Here is a 22,175-nt window from a genome sequence, read left to right on the forward strand (position 1 = left end):
ATGTCGTTTAACAAAATAGGAATTATCGGCGCAATGGCAGAAGAAATTGAATTGCTGCATGAGCACGTAAGCATTGCGTCACAGATCACGAAGGCCGGAATTACGTATTTCGAAGGAACGTTTCATGGTAAGACGGTTATTTATTGCAAATCAGGCGTTGGTAAAGTTAACGCCGCAGTCTGCACGCAAATTTTGTTGGATCTTGGTGCGGATTGCGTACTGTTCACAGGTGTCGCTGGTGCGGTTGACCCACAATTGAACATCGGCGATATTGTGGTTTCTACGAGCTGTATTCAACATGATATGGATTGCTCGCCGCTAGGTTTTGCCCGTGGAACGATTCCATTCCATCCGAGGTCGGAATTTGTGGCGGATGAGCGCTTGGTTGAGCTAGCTTCCTCTGCAAGCAATCGCTTATTTTCGGGTCGAAGTCTTAAAGGTGTTGTGCTCTCCGGCGACCAGTTCATAGCTAGCCGCGAGACGGTCAAGCTGCTCCATGAGACACTTCATGGCGCTTGTGCCGAGATGGAAGGCGCTTCTGTCGCACAGGTTTGTGATATGAATGAAAAGCCGTTTGTCATCATTCGTTCGATGTCAGACAAAGCAGATGGTTCAGCTCATGTGAATTTCTCGGAGTTTACTGTAACGGCATCGAATCATTCTTATCAGATCATCGACGATATCGTAAAAAATATGTAATCATTGTCGTTTACTAAAGAAAAGCCGCGATGGCCAGCATCGCGGCTTTTCTTTTTTAATGTACGTAATTGAATGCTAGAGATCCTGGATTGCGATGCTTTGAACCATCCTATTCTTCTCAGCTATTTCCTGGCGTCTAGGCATTGCTTCAATATCGGACAAATCATCCATCCAGTAGGGGGGAAGCTTATGCGGACTCAATAACGACCACCGTTCAAGCCAGCTGTCCGGAAGTTTAACGGTTTCTCCAGCGGCAATTCGCTGCGCGATCGGATGCTCAATCATCGTGAGCCATACGAGCGCCCAAGCTCTCGGAACGACCCGGAAAATATCATAGCCGCCGCCGCCCAGCGCGATCCAACGGCCGTTTGTATACGCATGAGCCAATTCATGAATGATTGCGGGAATTTCACTGTAGATACGCATGCTGCAATGAATGTGAGAGAGCGGGTCATACGCATGAGCATCGCAGCCATGTTGGCTTATAATCACATCCGGCTTGAATGCTTCGATAACCTTTCTTAAAGTGACGTTAAAGCTCTCGAGCCATGATTCATCCTCGGTATACGGCTCCAGCGGCACATTAAAGCATGCTCCGAATCCATGATCTGTGCCTTTCTCATGCACAAAGCCCGTTCCAGGGAAAAGAAACTTTCCCGTTTCATGAATGGAGTATGTACAAACATCTGGGTCATCATAAAAAACCCATTGCACGCCATCGCCATGATGAACATCCGTATCGATATATAATACGCGTGCGCCAAATGATTGCCGAATATATTTGATCGCAACAGCGGCATCGTTATATACGCAGAAGCCTGATGCGCGGTCTGGGAACGCGTGATGCAGCCCGCCGGCAAGATGGAAGGCGTGCTTCACCTGGCCTGTCATGACAGCCTCTGCCGCTGCTAAAGAGCCTCTAACAATGGTCATAGCCGCTTTATGCATACCTGGAAATACAGGAGTGTCCTCGGTGTGCAGACCGAATTGTTGAGCGAGGATGCCGCTGTCATCTGTTAGCGCTTCTTCGCTCAGCTTTTTGACGGCAGCCAAATAATCTGTTCGATGTACGAGTGACAAGAGCTCGTCTTCGGAATAGGGTGGAGGAGTATTCAATTGATCCTCCGTCAAGGCTTTTACATCCTTGAGCAGGTCTATCGTGAGCGTTAACCGCAGCGGATCAAAAGGATGTTCTTCATCAAATTTATATCCGCTGGAATCCGAATGATGTATGAAAACAGCATCAGCAGCCATTCTAATCCTCCTAAAAGGTTTGCGAAGCAAACCTACTTCGTAAGCATGGGCTAAGGTTTGCGAAGCAAACCTACTTCGTAAGCATGGGCTAAGGTTTGCGAAGCAAACCTACTTCGTAAGCATGGGCTAAGGTTTGCGAAGCAAACCTACTTCGTAAGCAATAGGTTAATACATGAAGCGCTGCCGGAAACGGACTCTGTCAAAATGCTCGACGGAGCTCAGCGGCACTTCCTTTCCGATACGAACCATTAGGCAGTTCGCGGGATGCGAGCAAATTTCCGGATCATCGGTAGCAAACCAGACCATGCCGACGGACTGCATGAGCTTTTCCATCATTTTCCGATAATCCCATACGTTAAGTTTGGTCCCTTCAAGGTCCCAATGCCAATAATATTCCGTCGTAAAAACGATCATATTTTCCAACTGGTCCTCTGCAAAAGCAAGCTCGATCATTCTTTTGCCTAAGCCGCAGCCGCGATAGTCATCCGCTACTTCTATCGCTCCAAGCTCGATTAGATCCGTCATGCCGCCCTCTGACCATCGTTCAAGCTCATCGGCATAGTGGAAGGTCACATAACCGACAATTTTGCCGCCTTCGCGTGCTAATAGGATTCTTCCTTCATCCAGACCAGCGATTTCAATTAATGCCTTATGCTGCTCATTTGGTCTTCGGAATGCATCCAATGCTTCATGCATCGTCATTTCAACAAGTCGGTTCGGGGGTACGGGTCCTTCCAATATAAGCTCACGGCCTTCGTCTAGAGCGACAGTTTCTCGCTGCAACCGCTTTCGATGCTCCAAGGCATATCCTCCTTTGCTGTGAAAAACGTGCCTATCCGACATTCTCTATTACTCTTTATAACAAAGATTTAAGGAAATGAAAAGCGTAGTCGAATAGAAAAAAGATATGCTATAATAAGTTTGGCGGTTCATTTCATAGGAAGCTATAGCAGAGGTCTGCTTGTTTGCCTCAAGCATTGACTCAATCTTGTAAGCGTATTCTTATGTTACAGACTCATAGATTTGATGGGAGAGTGATAGAATGATCAACTTACATCAAGAACGAATTCCAGCAACGGCAACAAATCCGAATCTACAAAACTATGAAGAAGCAGTGAGTTCATTTGATTGGAACCAAATTGAAAGTCAGTTCAGCTGGTATGAGACTGGGAAGGTCAATATGGCTTATGAAGCCATTGACCGTCATGTTGAACAAGGAAAAGGGGATAAAGTTGCCCTTTTCTATAGTGATAGTGAACGTGACGAATCGTATACCTTTGAACAGCTGAGCAAGCAATCGAACCGCTTCGCGAATGTTTTGAGAAAGCTCGGCATTTCAAAGGGAGAGCGCGTCTTTATCTTCATGCCTAGAACGCCTGAGCTTTATTTCAGTGCGTTAGGAGCATTGAAAGTAGGAGCCGTGGTAGGGCCGCTATTTGAAGCTTTCATGGAGACGGCAGTTAAAGATAGGCTACTGGATAGCGAAGCCATTGCGATTGTAACGACTCCGGCGCTATTGAAGAGGATCAAGAGAGAGGAGCTTCCTGGCCTTAAGCATATTATCGTATTCGGTAAGGATGTGCCAAAGGAAGAGGGCATCATTGATTTCTCAGAAGAAATGGCTGGGGTATCCGATGAAGCAGAGATAGAGTGGCTAGACCGCGAGGATGGCCTTATTCTGCATTATACGTCAGGATCGACTGGAAAGCCTAAGGGCGTCTACCATGTCCAAAACGCGATGATTCAGCATTTATATACGGGTCAAATCGTGCTGGATTTGAAAGAAGATGATATTTATTGGTGCACGGCAGACCCGGGGTGGGTCACTGGCACCTCGTACGGTATTTTTGCGCCATGGCTTAATGGGGCTACAAACGTTATCCGAGGCGGCCGTTTTAGTCCAAGCGATTGGTATGGCGTTATCCAGAAATATGGCGTGACGGTATGGTACAGTGCTCCTACGGCGTTCCGTATGCTAATGGGTGCTGGCGATGATATATCCAATAACTTTGATCTGACCAGCCTCAGGCATGTGCTAAGTGTAGGAGAACCCTTAAACCCTGAGGTTGTCCGCTGGGGACTCAAGGTATATGGTCAAAGAATTCATGACACCTGGTGGATGACAGAAACCGGCGGCCAGCTTATCTGCAATTATCCAAGCATGGATATTAAACCGGGCTCAATGGGAAAACCTTTGCCAGGCGTCAAAGCAGCGATTATCGATGATAGCGGCAATGAAGTGCCTCCTTACCGAATGGGTAATTTGGCCATTCAGACCGCGTGGCCGTCAATGATGCGCAAGGTTTGGAATAATCCATCCAAATACGAGGAGTATTTCTATTTAAAGGGCTGGTATATTTCAGGAGATTCTGCTTATCGCGATGAGGATGGTTATTTTTGGTTTCAAGGGCGTATTGATGATGTAATTAATACAGCGGGAGAGCGCGTAGGTCCGTTCGAGGTTGAGAGCAAGCTCGTAGAGCATCCGGCGGTAGCAGAGGCGGGTGTTATTGGCAAGCCTGATCCTATGCGCGGAGAAATCATTAAAGCCTTTATCGCGCTGCGCGAAGGATTTGAAGCATCTGATGAGCTGAAACAAGAGATTTCGCAATTTGTGAAAATCGGTTTGTCAGCCCATGCAGCACCAAGGGAGATTGAATTCAAAGATAAGCTCCCCAAAACAAGAAGCGGCAAAATTATGCGCCGAGTGTTAAAGGCTTGGGAGCTAAACCTTCCTACAGGCGATTTATCAACCATCGAAGATTAACAACAGCGACATGAATAAACAGAAAAGCGGATGCCTGCTCATTGAGCGAGCATCCGCTTTTTTTGACGTTTTTTCGAATTTGCTATGTATTATCGCTGAAAGAGCTCAATCCATTCACCCTCTGGACCGCTAATAAAAAAGTATTGATACCCATTAGGCAAGGTTGTTATTTCATCGTCAATGAACTCCACTTCTAGCTGCTTCAATCGGCTGAATTCCGCATGGACATCTTCAACTGCAACGGCAAAATGATGAACTTTGCCTTCTGTAGGAAGCTTGTCGTTATAGCCTGCAATCAGTTCCAATTCGGTTTCTTCGGCATGTCCAAATCCTAAAAATGCAAGTTCAATGACACCATTCGAATGCGGAACTCGTCCTTTGAGCTCGAATCCGATGATTTCAGTATAAAATCGTATCGCAGTCTCCATATCACTCACCATAACGCCAATATGGTCGATTCTTTTTGTCATCATTAGCATTGGTCCCCCCTCAATTGAGTTTAGTTAGGAATTTGTTTCAATAATCAAAGTCTATCTTAAGGAGCAAGCCAACCATTGTCAAGTAGATTGAAAAGGATAAGTGAAACCATTCAGGTATGAATTTGTAAAAAATGGGTTGACTTTCGGGAGTAGGGAATTATAATTATGTTAGTTCCGAGTAAACAGGTAGGAATTATTGTATAAAGGAGGGTGCTTGGTGCAAACGAGAAAATTAGGCAACAGTGATCTAAATCCATCCATCGTGGGTTTTGGTGCTTGGGCAGCGGGGAGAACAGGCTGGGGTGATGTTGATGACAATGAGACGGAGGCTGCGATCCGACAAGCGTTTGATTTGGGCATAACCTTTTATGATACAGCACCTATATACGGTCACGGATACTCTGAAGAGCTGCTTGGTAGAGTGCTTAAGCCCATACGAGAGCATATCATTCTAGCAACCAAAACAGGGCTCGTATGGAATGAGCAGGGACAATGGAGCATTAATGTAACAAAAGCGAGTATCATTCGTGAAGCCGAGGAAAGTCTGAAACGGCTGAACACGGATTACATTGATCTTTATCAGGTGAATTGGCCTGACCCAACGGGAAAAACACCGATTGAGGAAACCTTTGAAGCTTTGAATCAATTGGTTGCAGATGGGAAAATTAGATATATCGGAGTATCGAATTTCAGTGTACAGCAGCTTGTAGCTGCACAAGCCGTAAGTACGATTGTGTCGCTGCAGCAGCCTTATAATTTGTTTCAAAGGGATGTAGAGCATGCATCGCTGCCATACGCGAAGCAGCAAAACATTGGCTTTATACCTTACAGCCCGCTCGCGCAAGGACTGTTGGCAGGCAAGTTTAATTATTTAACGAGATTGCCAAAAACGGATGTACGCGCACAGCTGAATCCGCTATACTCGGAAAAACAATTTATTAAAAATCTCGTTATTATTGAGACCTTTACGGGTATTGCTCGTTCGCTAGGAAAGCCAATAAATGAAGTTGCGATCAACTGGCTATTGTACCGTAAAGAAGTATCCACTGTAATTACAGGTGTTAGAACTCCTAAACAAATAAAGGAGAATGCCGGAGCAACGAAATGGTCCTTATCCCGAGAAGATTATGAGCAAATCAGCAGATTATTCGAAACAGATTCATCCTATGTGATCTAACCGTTCAAAGTGCCAAATAGATAGAAAAACAGCAGCCAACAAGTGGCTGCTGTTTTTCTATTTCACATTTTGATAGCTCGATGGTCCAGACTCGCCTTTTGCATTCTCGGCAGTGACGAAAAATGAGCCGGTAACTAGCGGTGCAACGTATTCAAAGCTTGTTTCTGAAGTAGAGCCGATTCTTGTATACTTACTGTCGCTATTTGGACTGTAATACACATGATATTGCGTGATTTGATCCGAAACACTGTTAGCTTCCCAGGTTAAGCTGACGCTTAAGTCGGATTTCACAGCCTGGAGTCCCGTCGGAACGGATGGAGCTGCAATGGCATCCGGATCGTTCACAGGAGTATCTACGCCAGTGTCTCCACCAGAAGGAGGCGGTGTAACGACAGTGGTGCCAAAATTAACAAGCGGACTAGGTGCAGATTCCTTGCCTGCTACGTCAACGGAAGCGACATAGAAAGTATAGCTTTGCGAGCTTGAAGCGTATAGCTTCATTCGCTTCTCGGAGCCGGCAATAATAGAGCTTCCTTCCTTCTGGTAAGCACCTTGGTTAACCGATTTGTAAACACGGTAACCAACGACATCCTTCGCACTACTTTCGCTGAATGTCAGGATAAGTGCTCCATCTGACGATTGCAGCTTGACACTGGAAGGCGGCGGTGGAGCTGCACCGTCATCGACCCGTGGATCTGGCTTAGAAGGCGCGTTATTCTCTGCATCAGCAGGTAAATAAACGCTCATCGGCCTTCGGCTCTTTGCAGGCAATTTGGCTTGTGCGGCTTTGATTTCATCCATTAGAGCATCAAGCGGTTTTTTACGTTTAATAACGATTTGTTCTTTCACAAACTCACTTGGCGTGGCTGGATTAGGTACATAATTGACGCCTTCGTACGTAATATATGCCATTTTCACTAATGCATCATCTGTTTTCTTCGGTATATCCTTTTTATTGAACCAATCGGTTACCATCATGCCGGCTTCCTTGGTCAATTGGCTAGGAAGCAAGCCGCTTGCACTCGATACCGTTGCCTTGACGATACCTGTTGGACGCTCGAACTTGTCGGTTACGAAAACCTCTGGTTTTTTCTCTGCCATTTCATTCATGATTAACGCCCAAATGGAGCGGGCACGAGCCTTTCCATTCTCAGTCAGAGAGTTGACTTGCTCCTCGTAACCGGCCCACACTCCTAAAGTGATGTCAGGAGAGAAGCCCATGAACCATACGTCTCCGTAGCTCTGCGTGGATCCAGTTTTACCCGCGATTGGAATTTCGCCATACTTCTTGAACTGCGATTTCAACTTGTTAGCGGAACCGCTTTTGCTTGAAATAACGGTCGAGAGCATGTCGGTCATCAAAAATGCGCTTTGCTCAGAGAATACACGTTTCGGTTCTTGTTTATGTTCGTATACGATTTTACCGTTGGCATCCGTAATTCGAGAAATCATATAAGAATCGTTGAAAACGCCTTTGTTAGGAATAGAACCGTAAGCGTTCGTAAGTTCCTCGACGGATACACCGATGCTTAGTCCTCCAATAACACCAGTCTGTGCGTAGGAATCCTCTGGCTGCAGTGTGGTGATTCCTAGTTTTTTGACAAATGCCCATGCATTTTCGATTTTAACTTCCTCATTAAAAATCTTCAGTGCCGGCAAATTCAATGAACGATTCAGCGCGTCACGCGCAGTGACGAGACCGGCGAATTTGCGGTTAACGTTCATTGGGATATGAAAGCCTTTCTGACCATCCTTAAGGACCAATGGCGCATCATCAATGATGCTTGCTGGCTGTATGATTCCCATCTCAATGGCAGGCAAATAAGCAGCCAACGTTTTCATTGTTGATCCAGGCTGTCTGGTCATTTGAGTCGCATAGTTCAACTGCTCCTCGTAGAAGTCACGGCCTTCTAGCATGCCAACTATAGCGCCGGTCTTATGGTCAAGCATGATCGCAGCGATCTGCTCCAGCCCTTTCTCTTCGCTATAAGGCGTGAAATTCTCGTCATTTGTACCTATTTCGCGCATGAGCTGGTAAACTTCTTTGTCAATGGTTGTATAGACATGGTACCCTCCGCGCAGCAGATGATCGCGCGCTTCCTCGATGAGCGGTGCGTTTTCTTTTTTGCGCAAGTCCGCTTTCGTTAATGTAGGGTCTTGCTGCATGAGCATTGTTTCGGCGGCTTGCCGCTCAGCTTCGAGCATAAGGTAAGGGTAAGTCGTATAAGCCTTCTCTGACGGCTTGGCTAGTGTTTTCTTAATGTCGAACTTAAGCGCTTCGTCGTATTCCTGCTGGGTGATGCGACCAGTTTCAAACATACGCATCAAAACCGTTTTCTGTCGTCCCAAGGCAAGCTCGAAGCCAGCTTGATTAAATTGGCCTTTCCCTGTAAAAGCAGTATAGGCAGAAGGCCTTTGCGGAAGGCCGGCCAGGTAAGCGGATTGCGCGATATTCAACTTGTTTAGATCCGAAATATTGAATATGCCTTTCGCTGCTGCTTTTATTCCGAATAGATTGTAACCGGTCGAACCGTTGCCGAACGGCACCTTGTTAAGGTAAGCCGCTAAAATTTCTTCCTTGGTCAAATAACGCTCCATGCGCAAAGCCAGAAATATTTCTTTGATCTTACGGCTGTCCGTTTTGTCCAAGCTTAGAAATACGCGACGTGCAAGCTGCTGGGTTAGCGTGCTCCCGCCTGTCTGGGTATCCTCGTTGAGCAGCTTCTGTTTCACTGCGCGTCCAAGTCCGTTGATATCTACGCCTTTGTGCTTCTCGAAATTATTGTCTTCAATTCCGAGTACGGCATTAATTACCTGGGGCGGCAAATCATCGTATGTAATAATCATCCGGTCCTCAGACGTTCTTAATTGTCCGACAAGTGATTCATCATTGAAGTAGACGAATCCGGTAATTGCGTTTTCGCTCACCTTTTCTTCAATAACAGTACGAGGGCGTACTTCTTCATTTTTCACGAGCGCTGCTACATACCCGGTCAATGCGCCTCCAGCGAGCAAACCAATGAATATTCCGAAATATACGATCCATTTGACTGTTATAAAAGTTACGATTCCGAAAGTACGCCATCCGCTTCTTTTGGTTGGCGTTTGTTGACGATCCTCTTGCATTCTTTTGACTCCTCCTCCAAATAGCACACCTATTATAACATAAATCGCCAAAGTAACGCATTTTTTAACAACATTGACTTCCCGTTGTTGCTGTGGTATAAATTCTAATAAAGTTTGATACAAACAATGCTTTGAAGGGCATGAGTAGACAGCGAATCGTATTTGCAGAGAGCCGGTGGGTGGTGTAAACCGGTATGCGCCGCATGTTGAATTACCGCCTGGAGCAAAGCGAAGGAACCGGAACGGATAACAAGCAGCGTTAAGATCTCTTTGAGATAGAACGCAATTGCCCGGCCGCAGTAGTTCGCTTCGGAGACCGTCTCCGTTATCAACAACGAAGTGAGAGTATATCGTTATGAATATTTTGTACTCTAACGAGGGTGGTACCGCGAGCTAATCCTTCTCGTCCCTTGGGGCTGGAAGGATTTTTTATGTCTATATAGACGCATACGAGGGAGGAAAAGTTGTATGGTGAAGTGGGAAAATTTATCGCAGGACCAGCAAGCAGAGGTGGAACGCCAGCTTGCCGTTATTAGTCGCGGAGTCGTTGAGATCGTTCCGGTAGATGAATTGAGGAATAAAATAGCGAATGCAGTCGCTACTGGCACTCCTTTGAAAGTGAAGCTGGGGCTTGATCCTTCCGCACCGGATATTCATATCGGTCATACGGTTGTCCTTCACAAGCTGCGGCAGTTTCAGGAATTCGGACATCAAATTCAGCTATTAATCGGTGATTTCACTGGACGAATCGGAGACCCTACTGGAAAGTCTGAAACACGGAAGCAGCTTAGCGAGGAGGATGTTAAGCGCAACGCGGAAACGTACCAAAAACAAATCTACAAAATATTGGACCCGGAAAAAACGAAGCTTTATTACAATTCGGAATGGCTCTCGCCTTTAAACTTTGCAGATGTGGTGAACTTGGCTGCGAAAGTAACAGTTGCACGTGTGATGGAGCGCGATGATTTCACGAAACGCTACACGACCGGGCAACCGATCAGTATCCACGAATTTTTTTACCCGCTTATGCAGGGCTACGATTCGGTTGCGCTTGAGTCCGATGTTGAGCTGGGAGGAACGGATCAGACCTTCAATCTGTTGATGGGCAGAACATTGCAGAAGGAATACAACAAACCGACGCAGGTTGTTATTACAACCCCATTGATTGAGGGACTTGACGGCGTTAACAAAATGAGCAAAAGCTTAGGCAATTACATCGGTATCGACGAGGAGCCTAATCAAATCTACKGGAAATCGATGTCTATTCCCGATGAGCTCATGTTTAAATACTATGAGCTTGCTACTGATTTATCGAATGGCGATATAGAGTCATTAAAGAAAGGCTTGGCTGAAGGCACTTTGCATCCGCGTGACGTGAAAATGCAGCTTGCTGCAACCTTTGTAAGCATGTATCACGGTGAGGCAGCAGCAAAATCGGCAGAAAACCACTTTATTACTGTATTTCAGCAGCGTGCTCTGCCAGACGTGATTGAAGAAGCAGTGCTTTCGAACGATGAGCTGACTAACGGCCAAATTCGTATCATAAAGCTGTTAACTGTACTTGGGCTGCAGCCTACAAGCAGTGAGGCCAGGCGGAGCGTACAACAAGGAGCCGTTCGGATAAACGAAGAAAAAGTAGCGGATATCCAATTGGATGTAACACCGAAAGATGGAGATGTGCTCCAAGTAGGGAAGCGCAAATTCGTAAAAATTAAAGTCGTTTAATTGTTCTAATAAAGCTTGTTGAATCGATAACATTCAACAAGCTTTATTTTTTAGGAAACATTTTGGTGTTTTTCGCGTAATAAATAACGGAAGCGTTAACAGGTTTTGGATAATAGGAAAGGGGGAGTAAGTTGGAGACGCTATTTTTGTCCTGTCTAATCGGAGGAATTCTTTATGCACTCGTAAGCGTTGTATTTGGGGATTGGCTCGGTCAGGCTTTTGACGGTGCGCTTGATTTCTTATCGCTGGACGGTCATTCATGGCTGTCGCCAACTGCGCTTGTTGGGAGCATTACGGTTTTCGGCGGTGCTGGATTTATGCTACAGAAGTATACCGCTTTCGGCTCGGGAGCAATCGTAACGGTTGCCATACTTATTGCCATTGTCGTAGGAATGGGAATGTTTTTTCTATACATTAAGCCGATGGAACAAAGCGAAAATTCAATTGCCTTTTCACGAGATGGGATGTCGGGCATGCTTGGGGAAGTGTTGGTTCCGATTCCGGCACATGGTTACGGAGAGGTTCTCGTCAAGGTAGGTGCAGGCTTCACGAATCAAACCGCTGCAAGTTTTGATGGTGTAGAGATTGCGGGCGGTTCCAGAATTGTTGTTGTGGAAGTAAAGGACAGCACACTTTTTGTATCCGAAATTCATTTGCCATAATTCAGAAGCTAAAGGGGAGATTCTATGCCGGAAGTTTTCATTATACCTGCTATTGTTGTTGGAGTACTTGTTGTCTTAGGTCTTGCGTTCTGGGCTCGCTACAAGACGGTAAGCCCGGATGAGGCTATGCTCGTTACCGGTTCGTTTCTTGGGACGCGCAATGCGAGCACGGACGAGTCAGGCCGGAAAGTGAAAATCATACGAGGCGGCGGCGCCTTTATACTGCCCATATTCCAAAAGGCAGAATTTTTGTCTCTTTTGTCTCATAAGCTTGACGTATCAACTCCAGAGGTTTATACGGAGCAAGGCGTACCGGTCATGGCTGACGGGGTAGCTATTATAAAAATCGGCGGCGCGGTCGAAGATGTCGCAACAGCCGCGGAGCAGTTTCTTGGAAAACCGACCGAAGCTCTCAAAGGTGAGGCGCAAGAGGTTCTAGAAGGACATTTGCGTGCCATACTAGGTTCCATGACCGTTGAAGAGGTTTATCGCAACCGCGATAAGTTCGCCCAAGAAGTACAAGGCGTTGCGGCTAAGGATTTAAAGAAAATGGGACTGCAAATCGTCTCCTTCACAATCAAAGATTTGCGGGATAAGCATGGCTACTTAGACGCTTTAGGTAAACCGAGAATTGCTGCAGTCAAGCGTGATGCTGAGATTGCGGAAGCCGAAGCGGTCAGGGATGCACGAATACAGAAAGCACTCGCTGCCGAAGCCGGACAGAAGGCTGAACTCGTGCGCGATACCAATATTGCGGAAGCAGAAAAAGAGAAAGAAATGAAGGTCGCTTCCTTTAAAAGGGATCAGGATACTGCGAAGGCAGAGGCGGATCAGGCGTATTCGATCCAAGAAGCCCGCGCAAAACAAAGCGTCGTAGAGGAGCAAATGAAGGTAGAGCTCGTTCGCAAAGAGCGGGAGATTGATTTGGAAGGCAAAGAGATTTTACGCCGCGAGAAACAGTACGATGCTGAAGTTAAGAAAAAAGCGGATGCTGACAGATATGCAGTAGAGCAAGCAGCAGAGGCTAATAAAGCAAAGCTGTTGCGAGAAGCCGATGCGGTTCAATACCGGATTGAAGCCGAAGCCAAGGCGCATGCAGCTCAGAAACGATTGGACGGCTTGGCGGTTGCGGAAGCAGAGAGAGCCAAAGGAACTGCAGAAGCCGACGTTATACGTCTACGCGGTTTAGCGGAGGCGGAGGCGAAGGAGAAGCTGGCAGAAGCCTTCGAGAAATTCGGAGAGGCTGCCGTGCTTGATATTATCGTAAAAATGCTGCCTGAGCTTGCAGGCAAGGTCGCTGAGCCTATTAGCAATATCGATAAGCTGACTGTAGTCGACACCGGAAACGGTGAAGGTGCGGCAAGGCTTAGCAATTACGTAACTTCATTAATGTCCACGGCGCCAGAAATGCTGAAAAGCGTATCCGGCATTGATGTGAATGCTTTAATAAAAGGTTTGACCTCGAAAGCCGTTCGATCATCTGCAAGCCTAAGTCGGCCTGCAGCTATCACGCCGGCCCAGATCGCTCCGAAGCTGCCAGATCAATCGGTATAGAAAAAAAACCTTGAACCGGTGGGTTCAAGGTTTTTTTGTTTATTAACGGCTGTAGAATTCGACGATTTGTTTCTCATCGATATCTTGGGAAAGCTCACCGCGGTCAGGCAGACGAAGGAATTTACCTTCCAATGCTTGATCGTTGAACTCCAAGTAGTTCGGAAGGTGATGACGGCCTTCCATAGCTTCTTTAATTGTTCTAAGGCTGCGGCTGCGCTCACGCAAGCCAATTACATCGCCGATCGAAACGCTATAAGAAGCGATATCCACTTTCTTGCCGTTTACTGTTACGTGACCGTGGGAAACCAACTGACGAGCTCCAGCGCGGGAGTTGGAAAGGCCAAGACGGTAAACGAGGTTGTCAAGACGGCTTTCAAGGAGGCCCATGAAGTTTTCACCGGCTTTACCTTTCATTTTTGCCGCTTTGTCAAACAAGTTGCGGAATTGTTTTTCGTTCAAGCCGTACATGTGACGAAGCTTTTGTTTCTCTTGCAATTGAACGCCATAACCGCTCATTTTTTTGCGTTGGTTAGGGCCGTGTTGACCTGGTGGAAATGCGCGTTTTGCAAGTTCTTTACCTGTGCCGCTCAAAGAGATTCCAAGGCGACGGCTTAGTTTAAATTTAGGTCCTGTATAACGTGACATACGTAATATTAACTCCTTCATCAAATAAATTTGTGAATGGGGTTGTGTTTCGCCGAATACGTTCATCGTCCGAGCATGCTCGTCCCTGTGAGGCTAGTCAGCCGCTGGCCTACAGTGAACGTATTTCATGAGGGTGACACAAAACCGTACGCCCATCTATTCATCAATAAATAATATATGAAATATATAGGCGTTGTCAAGGTTCGTACATGAATTTTTATGTTGTAAAAAGCACATCGAAAGTCCTAATTTTCAAACACTTTGTAGTGCAAATTTCTCAAGGATGGAGTATGATGGTTGTATTATGAAGCGTAAATGGGAAGCTCATCACCTTGATTGACTGATGGAAGGGTTGGGGCTGCATGGTTGATCAAATAAATAGCAATTTTGCATATCGCAATATATCAGCAATTGAAGATACGTCTGCGGAAATACACCCAGTCTGGTTTGTGCATGAAGATATAAGCGATGCGGATGAGCCTTTATTGGCCCCCTTGTTCAGAGAAAGCTTTGCGCAGTGGCTGATTGAAGCTGCTGGACAAGCATTGTTCGGGGCGGGACAATTTCTTCTCTTTAATAAAGAGGCAGCAATCGTTGCAGGCGCTGGCAAGCAATTGACCGAGCTGACTGAGACAGCGGAGAGCACTCTCGCTTCCATTATACGAGACGTAATCGGCACTGGAAATGTTACAACGAATGAATCCGAGTTTGGATATGTGGCGGCAATGCCTTTAACTAGGCGTAAGGATGGCGCTGTCTTTTGTGTTCTTGCTTACCTTTCTTCTTACGAAATAAAGGAGAAGCTTGAGCTGCTGCACCAGTGCGGCTTGCACTTCCGCAGTTGTTTTTACCATAAGTTCGAGCAAATTTACGTGAAAGATTTGCTTCTTCAGCAGCAGCGCTCGGAGCAGGATGCCAAAAGACGAGATGCTTTGTTTCAGGCAGCGAAGCGCCTTTATGATCAAATAGATGTGGCATCCGTGCTTTCGGAGCTGCTGCGTAGCTTGGAGCAGCTGTATCCGAGCTCCGAGGTGCACTTGTACTTGTCACAGGATCACTTGAATGGCGATGCTCGTGTTAAACCGCTCGTTTTCAAAAACGCAGAACATGATCTGGTTGCAAAAGCATTTCTGAATGGTAAATCAGTTACGGAGCATGATCGTGACGGTACGTTGCGGCTTGCCGTACCAATGACCGGCAAGCAGGCAGCATATGGCGTATTGTGCATGTCGATCGGTCCTGGCTTGTGGGATGAGGCGGATCTTCCTGCATTTTTGCTGCTGGCGGATACTTCCGGATCTGCCTTCGAGAACGCCAAGTTGTACGAGCAGTCAAATTTGCTCATTAATGAGCTTCGGCTTATTAACGAGCTAACGAAGCGTTTAAATCAGTCGTTAAGACTTAAAGAAATATTTCAATTTGCGACCAGCGAGCTTTTGACCATATTCGATGCGGATTATTGCTGCGTATTGCAGCTGAACAAAGATAAAAATCAGTTTATTGTTATGTCGAGCAATTTCCCGGCACTTACAAGCGAGCAGTTTTCGCCTGATTACGGTTTTTGCGGCATGGTATACCGAACGAAGGAGCCATTGATCATATCCGATTATTGGCATACGCGCGTCGTAACCTCCAAGCTCATGGACAACACGGGCTCAAGGTCGCTAATCGCATCGCCGATTATGGTGGATGGAGAGGTCGTCGGCGTCATCCTTGTGACGCATAAGGCACCGAACTTTTTCTCTTACGACAACTATAAGCTACTTCAAGTAATGAGCACACACATCGGACTTGCTGTCACAAACGCTTCGTTGCATGCCGAAGTACGCAGAATGGTGATTACCGACAATTTGACGGGTCTTCATGCTCGGCATTACCTCAATGAACAAATTCAGAATAAGCAGAGGAAGGACCCCTTTGGGTCGTTGATTCTGGTGGACATCGATTTGTTCAAACGCGTCAATGATACGTACGGGCATCAGGTTGGCGATCGAATTCTAATTCAGGTAAGCGATATAATAAGAAGCTCGATAAGGCAAGGCGATATCGCAGCGCGTTGGGGCGGCGAGGAGCTTGCGGTATATTTGCCGGGCATAAGATCGGAGCAGGCGTATCGTATCGCCGAGCGGATCAGGCAGCATGTCGAGCAAGAAACTGATCCCGTCGTAACCGTATCCTGCGGCGTGTCGGAATGGACGTTCGAGGACGAGAAAATTAGCGTCGAATCATTGTTTTATCGTGCTGATATGGCGCTTTACGAAGCGAAGCATAATGGCCGCAACTGTATTTTCGTAGGACAAAGCTAACGAAGCACGCTATAAAGTTAAAACGAGTGGAGGATGCCGAAGCAGGCATCCTCTTTCTTTTTGCCCAATTAGGAATAAGGAGCTTGACGAAAAGGGAGGATATTACCGAATAGCTGGTGTGGGAGGTGCTAATAGATGCACAAGCAGGCTGTAGGAGCGGCTTTACTATTTATGTTAAGTGTGAGCTTCATGACGGGCTGCAGCAGCACAGGCAAGCAGAGAACGCCTGAAGAGTGGCTCTCTTTATCCTACTCTGGACTGGCAGCAACCGACCAATACGCATTTACAGGCTCGATGAGCATCAAGACGGACGAGGGCGTATCGTTCAAACCCGAAATATTCGATGGAAAGGTAGTGGATCACCAACAATTAACGCTGCAGACGAGCAGTACAGATCCGCTCCATTGGAATCCGGTACAAGTGCTGGAAGCATTGAATCAAAGCAATGAGGAGGTGCGAATAGCGGAAGACAATACTGATCCAGATAGGGTGAAGCTCATCATTAAGGAATCTGCGCATCTGTCCAAAGAAAGATGGAAGCAGCGGCTGCTTCAGCAGGTTGATCAGCTTGGCGCGAATAGGCCAGCCAAGGAGCTGCCATATTTTCAGAAATGGTCGAAGGCGCTGAGCAGCTCTCGCGATGAGCTGGAAGCTATGCTTGCCACGCTGGAGGCGTCCACGGAATATGAGCTGGTCATTGACCGGGACCGGCTGCTGCCGCTTAAGATGGAGGAAGAGACGCTCTTCCGTTACAAGCATAAAGGCAATCCTTTCTCTGAATCCCGTCATACGACCGTTCGTTTTCAATCATTTAACGGGGATTCGAGCGATACTGTTCAGCATAAACGAAAACATGTTACGATAGATTAACTCTGAACAAAGGATTCAGTGGATAGTATGAAGGAGAGGTAATGCCAGATGCGCGATCCAAGATTGCAAAAGCTTGCTCGGAATCTAGTCGAATATTCCATCGATGTTCAACCAGGTGAGAATGTCCTGCTGGATATGATCGGCACGGACCGGGAGCTTACTAAATGTTTAATTGAAGAAGTTGCGGCGCGGGGCGGCAGACCGTTTGTTGAGACGAGTGATCGTTCCGTTCTCCGCACTTTGCTAAAGCATGCCACAAAGGAGCAAATGGAGCTTTGGTCCAAGCTGGACGTTGAACGGATGAAAAATATGCAGGGCTATATCGCGGTACGCGCTGGAGATAATGCAAATGAGCTCGCCGGTATTCCCGATGCCAATATGCGTCTATATGATCAAATTTATCGCAACCCTGTGCATTCGGAGCAGCGAGTTAAAAAAACGAAATGGGTCGTATTGCGTTATCCCAATCCGTCGATGGCTCAGCTTGCCAATATGAGCACGGAAGCGTTTGAAGATTTTTATTTTGACGTTTGTAATTTAGACTATGCCAAAATGGATAAGGCAATGGATCCGCTTAAAGCATTAATGGATAAAACGGATCGAGTTAGAATCGTATCGCCAGGCACGGAATTAAGCTTCTCTATCAAAGGAATCGGCGCCAAAAAGTGCTCTGGCCACCGTAATATTCCCGATGGAGAGGTCTTCTCAGCACCGGTACGCGATTCGGTTCAGGGCCGGATTACATATAACGCGCCAAGCGTGTATTCCGGCGTAACGTTTCAAAATGTTTCCTTCACGTTTGAAAACGGGAAAATCGTAAAAGCAGAAAGCAATGATTCGGTACGTCTGAACGAGATTCTAGACATGGATGAGGGCGCTAGATACATTGGAGAATTTGCGATTGGTTTTAATCCGCACATCCTGCATCCGATGAATGACATTTTGTTCGACGAGAAAATTGCAGGCAGTTTTCATTTTACACCGGGACAAGCTTATGAAGAGACGGACAACGGTAATCGCTCTGCTGTCCACTGGGATCTCGTTCTTATTCAACGCCCAGAATATGGGGGTGGGGAAATTTATTTCGATGATGTTCTTATTCGGAAGGACGGAATATTCGTAGTTCCCGAACTTTTGGGATTAAATGCGGAAAATTTAAAATAAACAGCGGTTCTGTCATCGGTTTCCTATGTAATAAATGGAAAATAAAGCGTTTTTCATTTTACCTCTTGCTGGATACTTCTTTTCGGGTTATCATGGTGACAAAGGTAAGCTTTACTAAATTAACTGGAGGGATCTCCCATGTCTAACAATGCAGCTATCGTAGAAATTTCCCAAACGGCTAGCCAATTCACTTCATCCATCGTTCTGCAAGCCGAGAGCAAATATATCGATGTAAAAAGCATCCTCGGATTATTCACAACATTAGTAGGCGGCCATGCATACGAATTGCATGTACACGGTCCGGATGCTGAAGAAGCAAAGACAGYAATGGCTAACGTATTTGCCAAGCATAACCTAAACGTTAACGTAATTACGGATTAGTAGGATTATTAAGTTATTGAATAAGCGCCCCTTCACTATAGAAGGGGCGCTTTTCTGTTTTGACCTTGTATAATCCCTCTATTTCGTCTAATATAAAGGTATAGAAGACGGCGGATACGCGCATAGGGGGGAAAACGATGTCTTCACCGGAAATTACGGTACAATTGCATGAGAAAGCGCTTCGTCTCCTTCAGGAAGATGCGAGTAAAATAGAAAAGCTAATCGAAGTCCAGATGGAAAATTTGACCACACGTCAATGCCCGTTGTACGAAGAAGTGCTAGATACGCAAATGTATGGATTCTCGCGAGAGGTCGACTTTGCTGTTCGTGCCGGGCTTATTGCAGAGATGGCCGGCAAAGAAATCGTAAACAGGCTGGAGCGGAATTTGGCTATGTTGTACGAAGCTTTGGAAAAAAAAGAGTAGCATCCTAGCGGAGGCTACTCTTTTTTTATTCTAATCTTTCGAACGATTGGTTAAACGAGGTAAAAGGCGATACCGAGTATAATGTAAACCATTATGAGCAGCACACCTTCATACCAGTTTGTTTGTCCGTCACGCGAGACGGATTTGGCAATGAATACCGAAACGCCGATAGCGGTTAATTCAATAGGCGTAAAGACGATATCCATGGTATTGCCGAACAAAGCACTTATAAGGATGAGCACCGGAGCAACAAACAACGCGATCTGCAAGCTGCTTCCAATGGCGATTTCCACCGCTGCGCCGATTTTGTTTTTCATGGCTAAAATAACAGCCGCGCTATGCTCAGCAGCATTACCGACGATAGCAATGACAAATGCCCCTATAAACAGTTCAGACAGCCCAAATTGCGCGCTGAATGCATCGAGAGTATGAACGAGCCATTCGCTCACGAAAGCGACCATAACCGTTGCTAGGAGGAGGAAGAAAATAGACTTCCCTTTGGACCAAGCCGGCTGCTCGCCATGATCCGCGTTCATAACCTCGTCTGCAAGCATATCCTTGTGCGTAACCATAGAGAATACGAGCCACAGAATATAAGATATGATGAGTATGCCGGCTACAGCCAGGCTTAGGAACTGATCCTTATCGAAGGTGAACTTTTCAGATACGACGAATACGGCAGGTACAAAAAGACCGATGACCGCCATAATCATAAGCGTGGAATTGTGATCCGCAAGTCTGCTGTTGAAGCGCTGCTCCTTGTATTTCAACCCGCCAAGCAAGATGCTAAGTCCAAGAACAAGCAAGAGGTTTCCGATAATCGCGCCGGTCAAGCTGGCTTTTACCATAGCGAATTGCTGTTCCTTGATTAGAAATATGGCGATAATGAGCTCGGCGGCGTTGCCGAAGGTGGCATTCAAAAAACCGCCAAGTCTCTGACCCGCATAATGAGCGACGCTCTCCGTAGCTTTCCCCAGAAAGCCTGCCACGAAGATAATGGCAATTGCAGAAATGATGAACTGTGCCGTGTTGTTGAAGTGGGCAAAATGACCAATCGCGCTCAGCAGGAACATCGTAATAAGCCCAGAAAAAAACAATTTTTGATTCAATCCAATCACCTCATTTTGATATGCTAAAAACCTGATAATACTATAGCGGAAATGATCGTTCATGTAAACTTTACCATTCTGCTCATTTTTTGAAACCATAATCAGATGAAGCATCGTTTCACAAAAGCTTTTTATGTCTCCGCTTTGCTGTGATATTGTCCGTCTGCTATAATAAGCCTATATGGCAAAATGAGGAGTGAGTCACATGACCGAAGAACTTCAAACAGGTCTTATCCGAATTTCTGATGATGTAGTAGCAACGATAGCTGGACTCGCAGCACTTGAAACACCGGGCATAGCGGCTATGTCAGGCGGCATTTCCGAAGGACTCGCTAAACGCTTGAGCGGCAAGAACGTGCAGAAGGGCGTATCTGTCGAGGTAGGGACGACAGAGGCGGCTATCGATCTTCGTATTATTGTCCATTATGGAATTCCCATTCAAGAGGTTTGTCGCCAGCTCCAGCTGAACGTACGCGAATCGGTTGAGAATATGACAGGTTTGCATGTAGTAGAAGTGAATGTAAAAGTGGAAGGCGTGGCCTTCAAAGAGGAAGAAATCGATGAAGTTCAGCAGCAGCGCCTGAAATAGCTAATTGAAATTGCCATCCATAACAAAAAGGACCTCTCTATAACGAAGAGGTCCTTTTTGTTGTGGATGGTGTTCGGCGGTTATTTTCTGAGTTCGTGTTTTTAGACTCTGCTTTGTTCGATTCCCTCGATACGCTTAACAGCACGCCCATGCACATGAGACAGACAAGCAGGGATGAGCCGCCATAGCTAATGAATGGGAGCGTGACGCCCGTCATTGGAATGGCTTTCGTGACACCGCCAATATTAATAAAGGCTTGGATAGCGAACAGGCCGACAATTCCGACGCCGACGATCGTGCCATACTGATCGGGGCAGCGCAGCGCAACGATAAGACCGCGCCACAAAAACAATAGGTAGAAAAGCAGAAACAGCGTGCTCCCAATAAAGCCGAATTCTTCACCGATTATTGAAAAGATGAAATCGTTGTAGGCATACTTCAAGTAATGCAGCTTCTGCACACTTTCACCGAAGCCAGCCCCAGTGAGTCCGCCATGTCCAAGCGCTTGCAGCGACGCAAGCATTTGCCATCCCGAGCCTAACGGATCGGCAAGCGGATCGGTATAGGCTGTGAATCGATCGATTCTGTACTGCCAGCTATCTGGCTTTATAGCCATCCAAAGGCTGACGACAACGGCGCCTAGTACGGCAATGACCGTGCCGACTAAGAAAATATGCTTTAAGTTCGCGCCGCCCGCCAATATCATAATGCCGGCACATGATGCGATAACTAGGCAAGAGCCTAAGTCCGGCTGCAGCATAATCAGCATGCATATGAAACCGACAATGACGATGACTGGCAAAAGTCCTTTTTTGAAATCACGAAACTTTTCATCCTTCTTGGAGATCAATGCGCCTAGATACAAAATGAGCGCGAGCTTAGCAGCCTCAGTCGGTTGAATACCAACTGTACCGATGTTGAACCAGCTGCGCGCGCCATTAACGGATTGACTAAAAGGAACGATCATCAGCAATATGATAACCGGAATAAACAAAAGCATAAATGATTTCTTATAAACCTGATAACGCAGATTCATCATGAAAAGCATCATGAATGTACCGAGGCCAGCCCATATGAACTGGCGCTTAATAAAGTACAGCGAATTATCGTAAGTGACCTTTGCAACGCCGGAGCTTGCGCTGAATACCATGACAAGCCCGAAGCCAACGAGCAGTAAGGTTAAAATGAGAAGCAGAAAGTCCGGTCTTCCACGGCTACCGTTCTGCGTGGCTTTCATGTGCCC

Annotated in this window: 19 protein-coding genes and 1 other annotated feature; of the genes, 12 read left to right on the plus strand and 7 right to left on the minus strand. The window is 46.4% G+C overall.

Features of this window, described 5'->3' with window-relative positions; genetic code table 11:
- Window positions 1-699, plus strand: coding sequence for a 5'-methylthioadenosine/adenosylhomocysteine nucleosidase (locus AB4Z29_RS02955; protein WP_441941640.1), 699 nt, complete (start codon window positions 1-3; stop codon window positions 697-699).
- Window positions 700-774: 75 nt separating this feature from the next.
- On the opposite strand, the gene AB4Z29_RS02960 is transcribed toward AB4Z29_RS02955, so the two are convergent.
- Window positions 775-1,953 (minus strand): acetoin utilization protein AcuC, encoded by a 1,179-nt coding sequence (locus tag AB4Z29_RS02960; RefSeq protein WP_441941641.1) that lies wholly within the window; start codon window positions 1,951-1,953, stop codon window positions 775-777.
- Between the two features lie 165 nt (window positions 1,954-2,118).
- The gene (locus AB4Z29_RS02965) at window positions 2,119-2,754 is read right to left on the minus strand and encodes a GNAT family N-acetyltransferase (RefSeq protein ID WP_441941642.1); all 636 of its coding nucleotides are present in this window, start codon (window positions 2,752-2,754) and stop codon (window positions 2,119-2,121) included.
- 241 nt (window positions 2,755-2,995) lie between these two features.
- Between AB4Z29_RS02965 and acsA the strand changes: the two genes are divergently transcribed.
- A complete protein-coding gene (gene acsA / locus AB4Z29_RS02970) occupies window positions 2,996-4,720 on the plus strand; it encodes an acetate--CoA ligase (RefSeq protein ID WP_441941643.1) in 1,725 nt (574 codons plus the stop codon).
- 89 nt (window positions 4,721-4,809) lie between these two features.
- On the opposite strand, the gene AB4Z29_RS02975 is transcribed toward acsA, so the two are convergent.
- Entirely contained in the window at window positions 4,810-5,193 is a 384-nt protein-coding gene (locus tag AB4Z29_RS02975; RefSeq protein WP_441941644.1) for a VOC family protein, read from the minus strand.
- Window positions 5,194-5,416: 223 nt separating this feature from the next.
- On the opposite strand from AB4Z29_RS02975, the gene AB4Z29_RS02980 reads away from it, so the two are divergent.
- Entirely contained in the window at window positions 5,417-6,376 is a 960-nt protein-coding gene (locus AB4Z29_RS02980) for an aldo/keto reductase (RefSeq protein ID WP_441941645.1), read from the plus strand.
- 57 nt (window positions 6,377-6,433) lie between these two features.
- On the opposite strand, the gene AB4Z29_RS02985 is transcribed toward AB4Z29_RS02980, so the two are convergent.
- Complete coding sequence (locus AB4Z29_RS02985) at window positions 6,434-9,502, minus strand: transglycosylase domain-containing protein (protein ID WP_441941646.1); 3,069 nt, start codon at window positions 9,500-9,502, stop codon at window positions 6,434-6,436.
- A 122-nt stretch (window positions 9,503-9,624) separates the two neighbouring features.
- Window positions 9,625-9,916 (plus strand) — a binding site (T-box leader).
- A 57-nt stretch (window positions 9,917-9,973) separates the two neighbouring features.
- On the opposite strand from AB4Z29_RS02985, the gene tyrS reads away from it, so the two are divergent.
- From tyrS to AB4Z29_RS03000, 3 genes are all read left to right on the plus strand, one after another.
- On the plus strand, window positions 9,974-11,227 hold the full coding sequence (tyrS, locus tag AB4Z29_RS02990; protein WP_441942000.1) for a tyrosine--tRNA ligase: 1,254 nt from the start codon (window positions 9,974-9,976) through the stop codon (window positions 11,225-11,227).
- A 131-nt stretch (window positions 11,228-11,358) separates the two neighbouring features.
- On the plus strand, window positions 11,359-11,889 hold the full coding sequence (locus AB4Z29_RS02995; protein WP_441941647.1) for a protease: 531 nt from the start codon (window positions 11,359-11,361) through the stop codon (window positions 11,887-11,889).
- A 24-nt stretch (window positions 11,890-11,913) separates the two neighbouring features.
- Window positions 11,914-13,443, plus strand: coding sequence for an SPFH domain-containing protein (locus AB4Z29_RS03000; RefSeq protein ID WP_441941648.1), 1,530 nt, complete (start codon window positions 11,914-11,916; stop codon window positions 13,441-13,443).
- A 42-nt stretch (window positions 13,444-13,485) separates the two neighbouring features.
- On the opposite strand, the gene rpsD is transcribed toward AB4Z29_RS03000, so the two are convergent.
- Window positions 13,486-14,088, minus strand: coding sequence for a 30S ribosomal protein S4 (gene rpsD / locus AB4Z29_RS03005; RefSeq protein WP_183561967.1), 603 nt, complete (start codon window positions 14,086-14,088; stop codon window positions 13,486-13,488).
- Between the two features lie 362 nt (window positions 14,089-14,450).
- Here rpsD and AB4Z29_RS03010 point away from each other — a divergent pair, with 362 nt between their 5' ends.
- From AB4Z29_RS03010 to AB4Z29_RS03030, 5 genes are all read left to right on the plus strand, one after another.
- Entirely contained in the window at window positions 14,451-16,394 is a 1,944-nt protein-coding gene (locus AB4Z29_RS03010; RefSeq protein ID WP_441941649.1) for a sensor domain-containing diguanylate cyclase, read from the plus strand.
- 135 nt (window positions 16,395-16,529) lie between these two features.
- Entirely contained in the window at window positions 16,530-17,264 is a 735-nt protein-coding gene (locus tag AB4Z29_RS03015; RefSeq protein WP_441941650.1) for a hypothetical protein, read from the plus strand.
- 48 nt (window positions 17,265-17,312) lie between these two features.
- A complete protein-coding gene (locus AB4Z29_RS03020) occupies window positions 17,313-18,428 on the plus strand; it encodes an aminopeptidase (RefSeq protein WP_441941651.1) in 1,116 nt (371 codons plus the stop codon).
- Between the two features lie 138 nt (window positions 18,429-18,566).
- Window positions 18,567-18,809, plus strand: coding sequence for an HPr family phosphocarrier protein (locus tag AB4Z29_RS03025; RefSeq protein ID WP_441941652.1), 243 nt, complete (start codon window positions 18,567-18,569; stop codon window positions 18,807-18,809).
- A gap of 137 nt (window positions 18,810-18,946) precedes the next feature.
- Window positions 18,947-19,234: a YlaN family protein gene (locus AB4Z29_RS03030; RefSeq protein WP_441941653.1), complete on the plus strand. Its 288-nt coding sequence runs from the start codon at window positions 18,947-18,949 to the stop codon at window positions 19,232-19,234.
- A 50-nt stretch (window positions 19,235-19,284) separates the two neighbouring features.
- On the opposite strand, the gene cax is transcribed toward AB4Z29_RS03030, so the two are convergent.
- The gene (gene cax, locus AB4Z29_RS03035; protein WP_441941654.1) at window positions 19,285-20,343 is read right to left on the minus strand and encodes a calcium/proton exchanger; all 1,059 of its coding nucleotides are present in this window, start codon (window positions 20,341-20,343) and stop codon (window positions 19,285-19,287) included.
- A gap of 205 nt (window positions 20,344-20,548) precedes the next feature.
- Here cax and AB4Z29_RS03040 point away from each other — a divergent pair, with 205 nt between their 5' ends.
- The gene (locus tag AB4Z29_RS03040) at window positions 20,549-20,932 is read left to right on the plus strand and encodes an Asp23/Gls24 family envelope stress response protein (RefSeq protein WP_138751706.1); all 384 of its coding nucleotides are present in this window, start codon (window positions 20,549-20,551) and stop codon (window positions 20,930-20,932) included.
- 37 nt (window positions 20,933-20,969) lie between these two features.
- Here the strand turns inward: AB4Z29_RS03040 and ftsW are convergent, their stop codons facing one another.
- The gene (ftsW, locus tag AB4Z29_RS03045; protein WP_441941655.1) at window positions 20,970-22,169 is read right to left on the minus strand and encodes a putative lipid II flippase FtsW; all 1,200 of its coding nucleotides are present in this window, start codon (window positions 22,167-22,169) and stop codon (window positions 20,970-20,972) included.
- Window positions 22,170-22,175 lie beyond the last annotated feature (6 nt).

This window comes from Paenibacillus sp. 2TAB23 (assembly GCF_052115165.1).
Taxonomy (GTDB): Bacteria; Bacillota; Bacilli; order Paenibacillales; family Paenibacillaceae; genus Pristimantibacillus.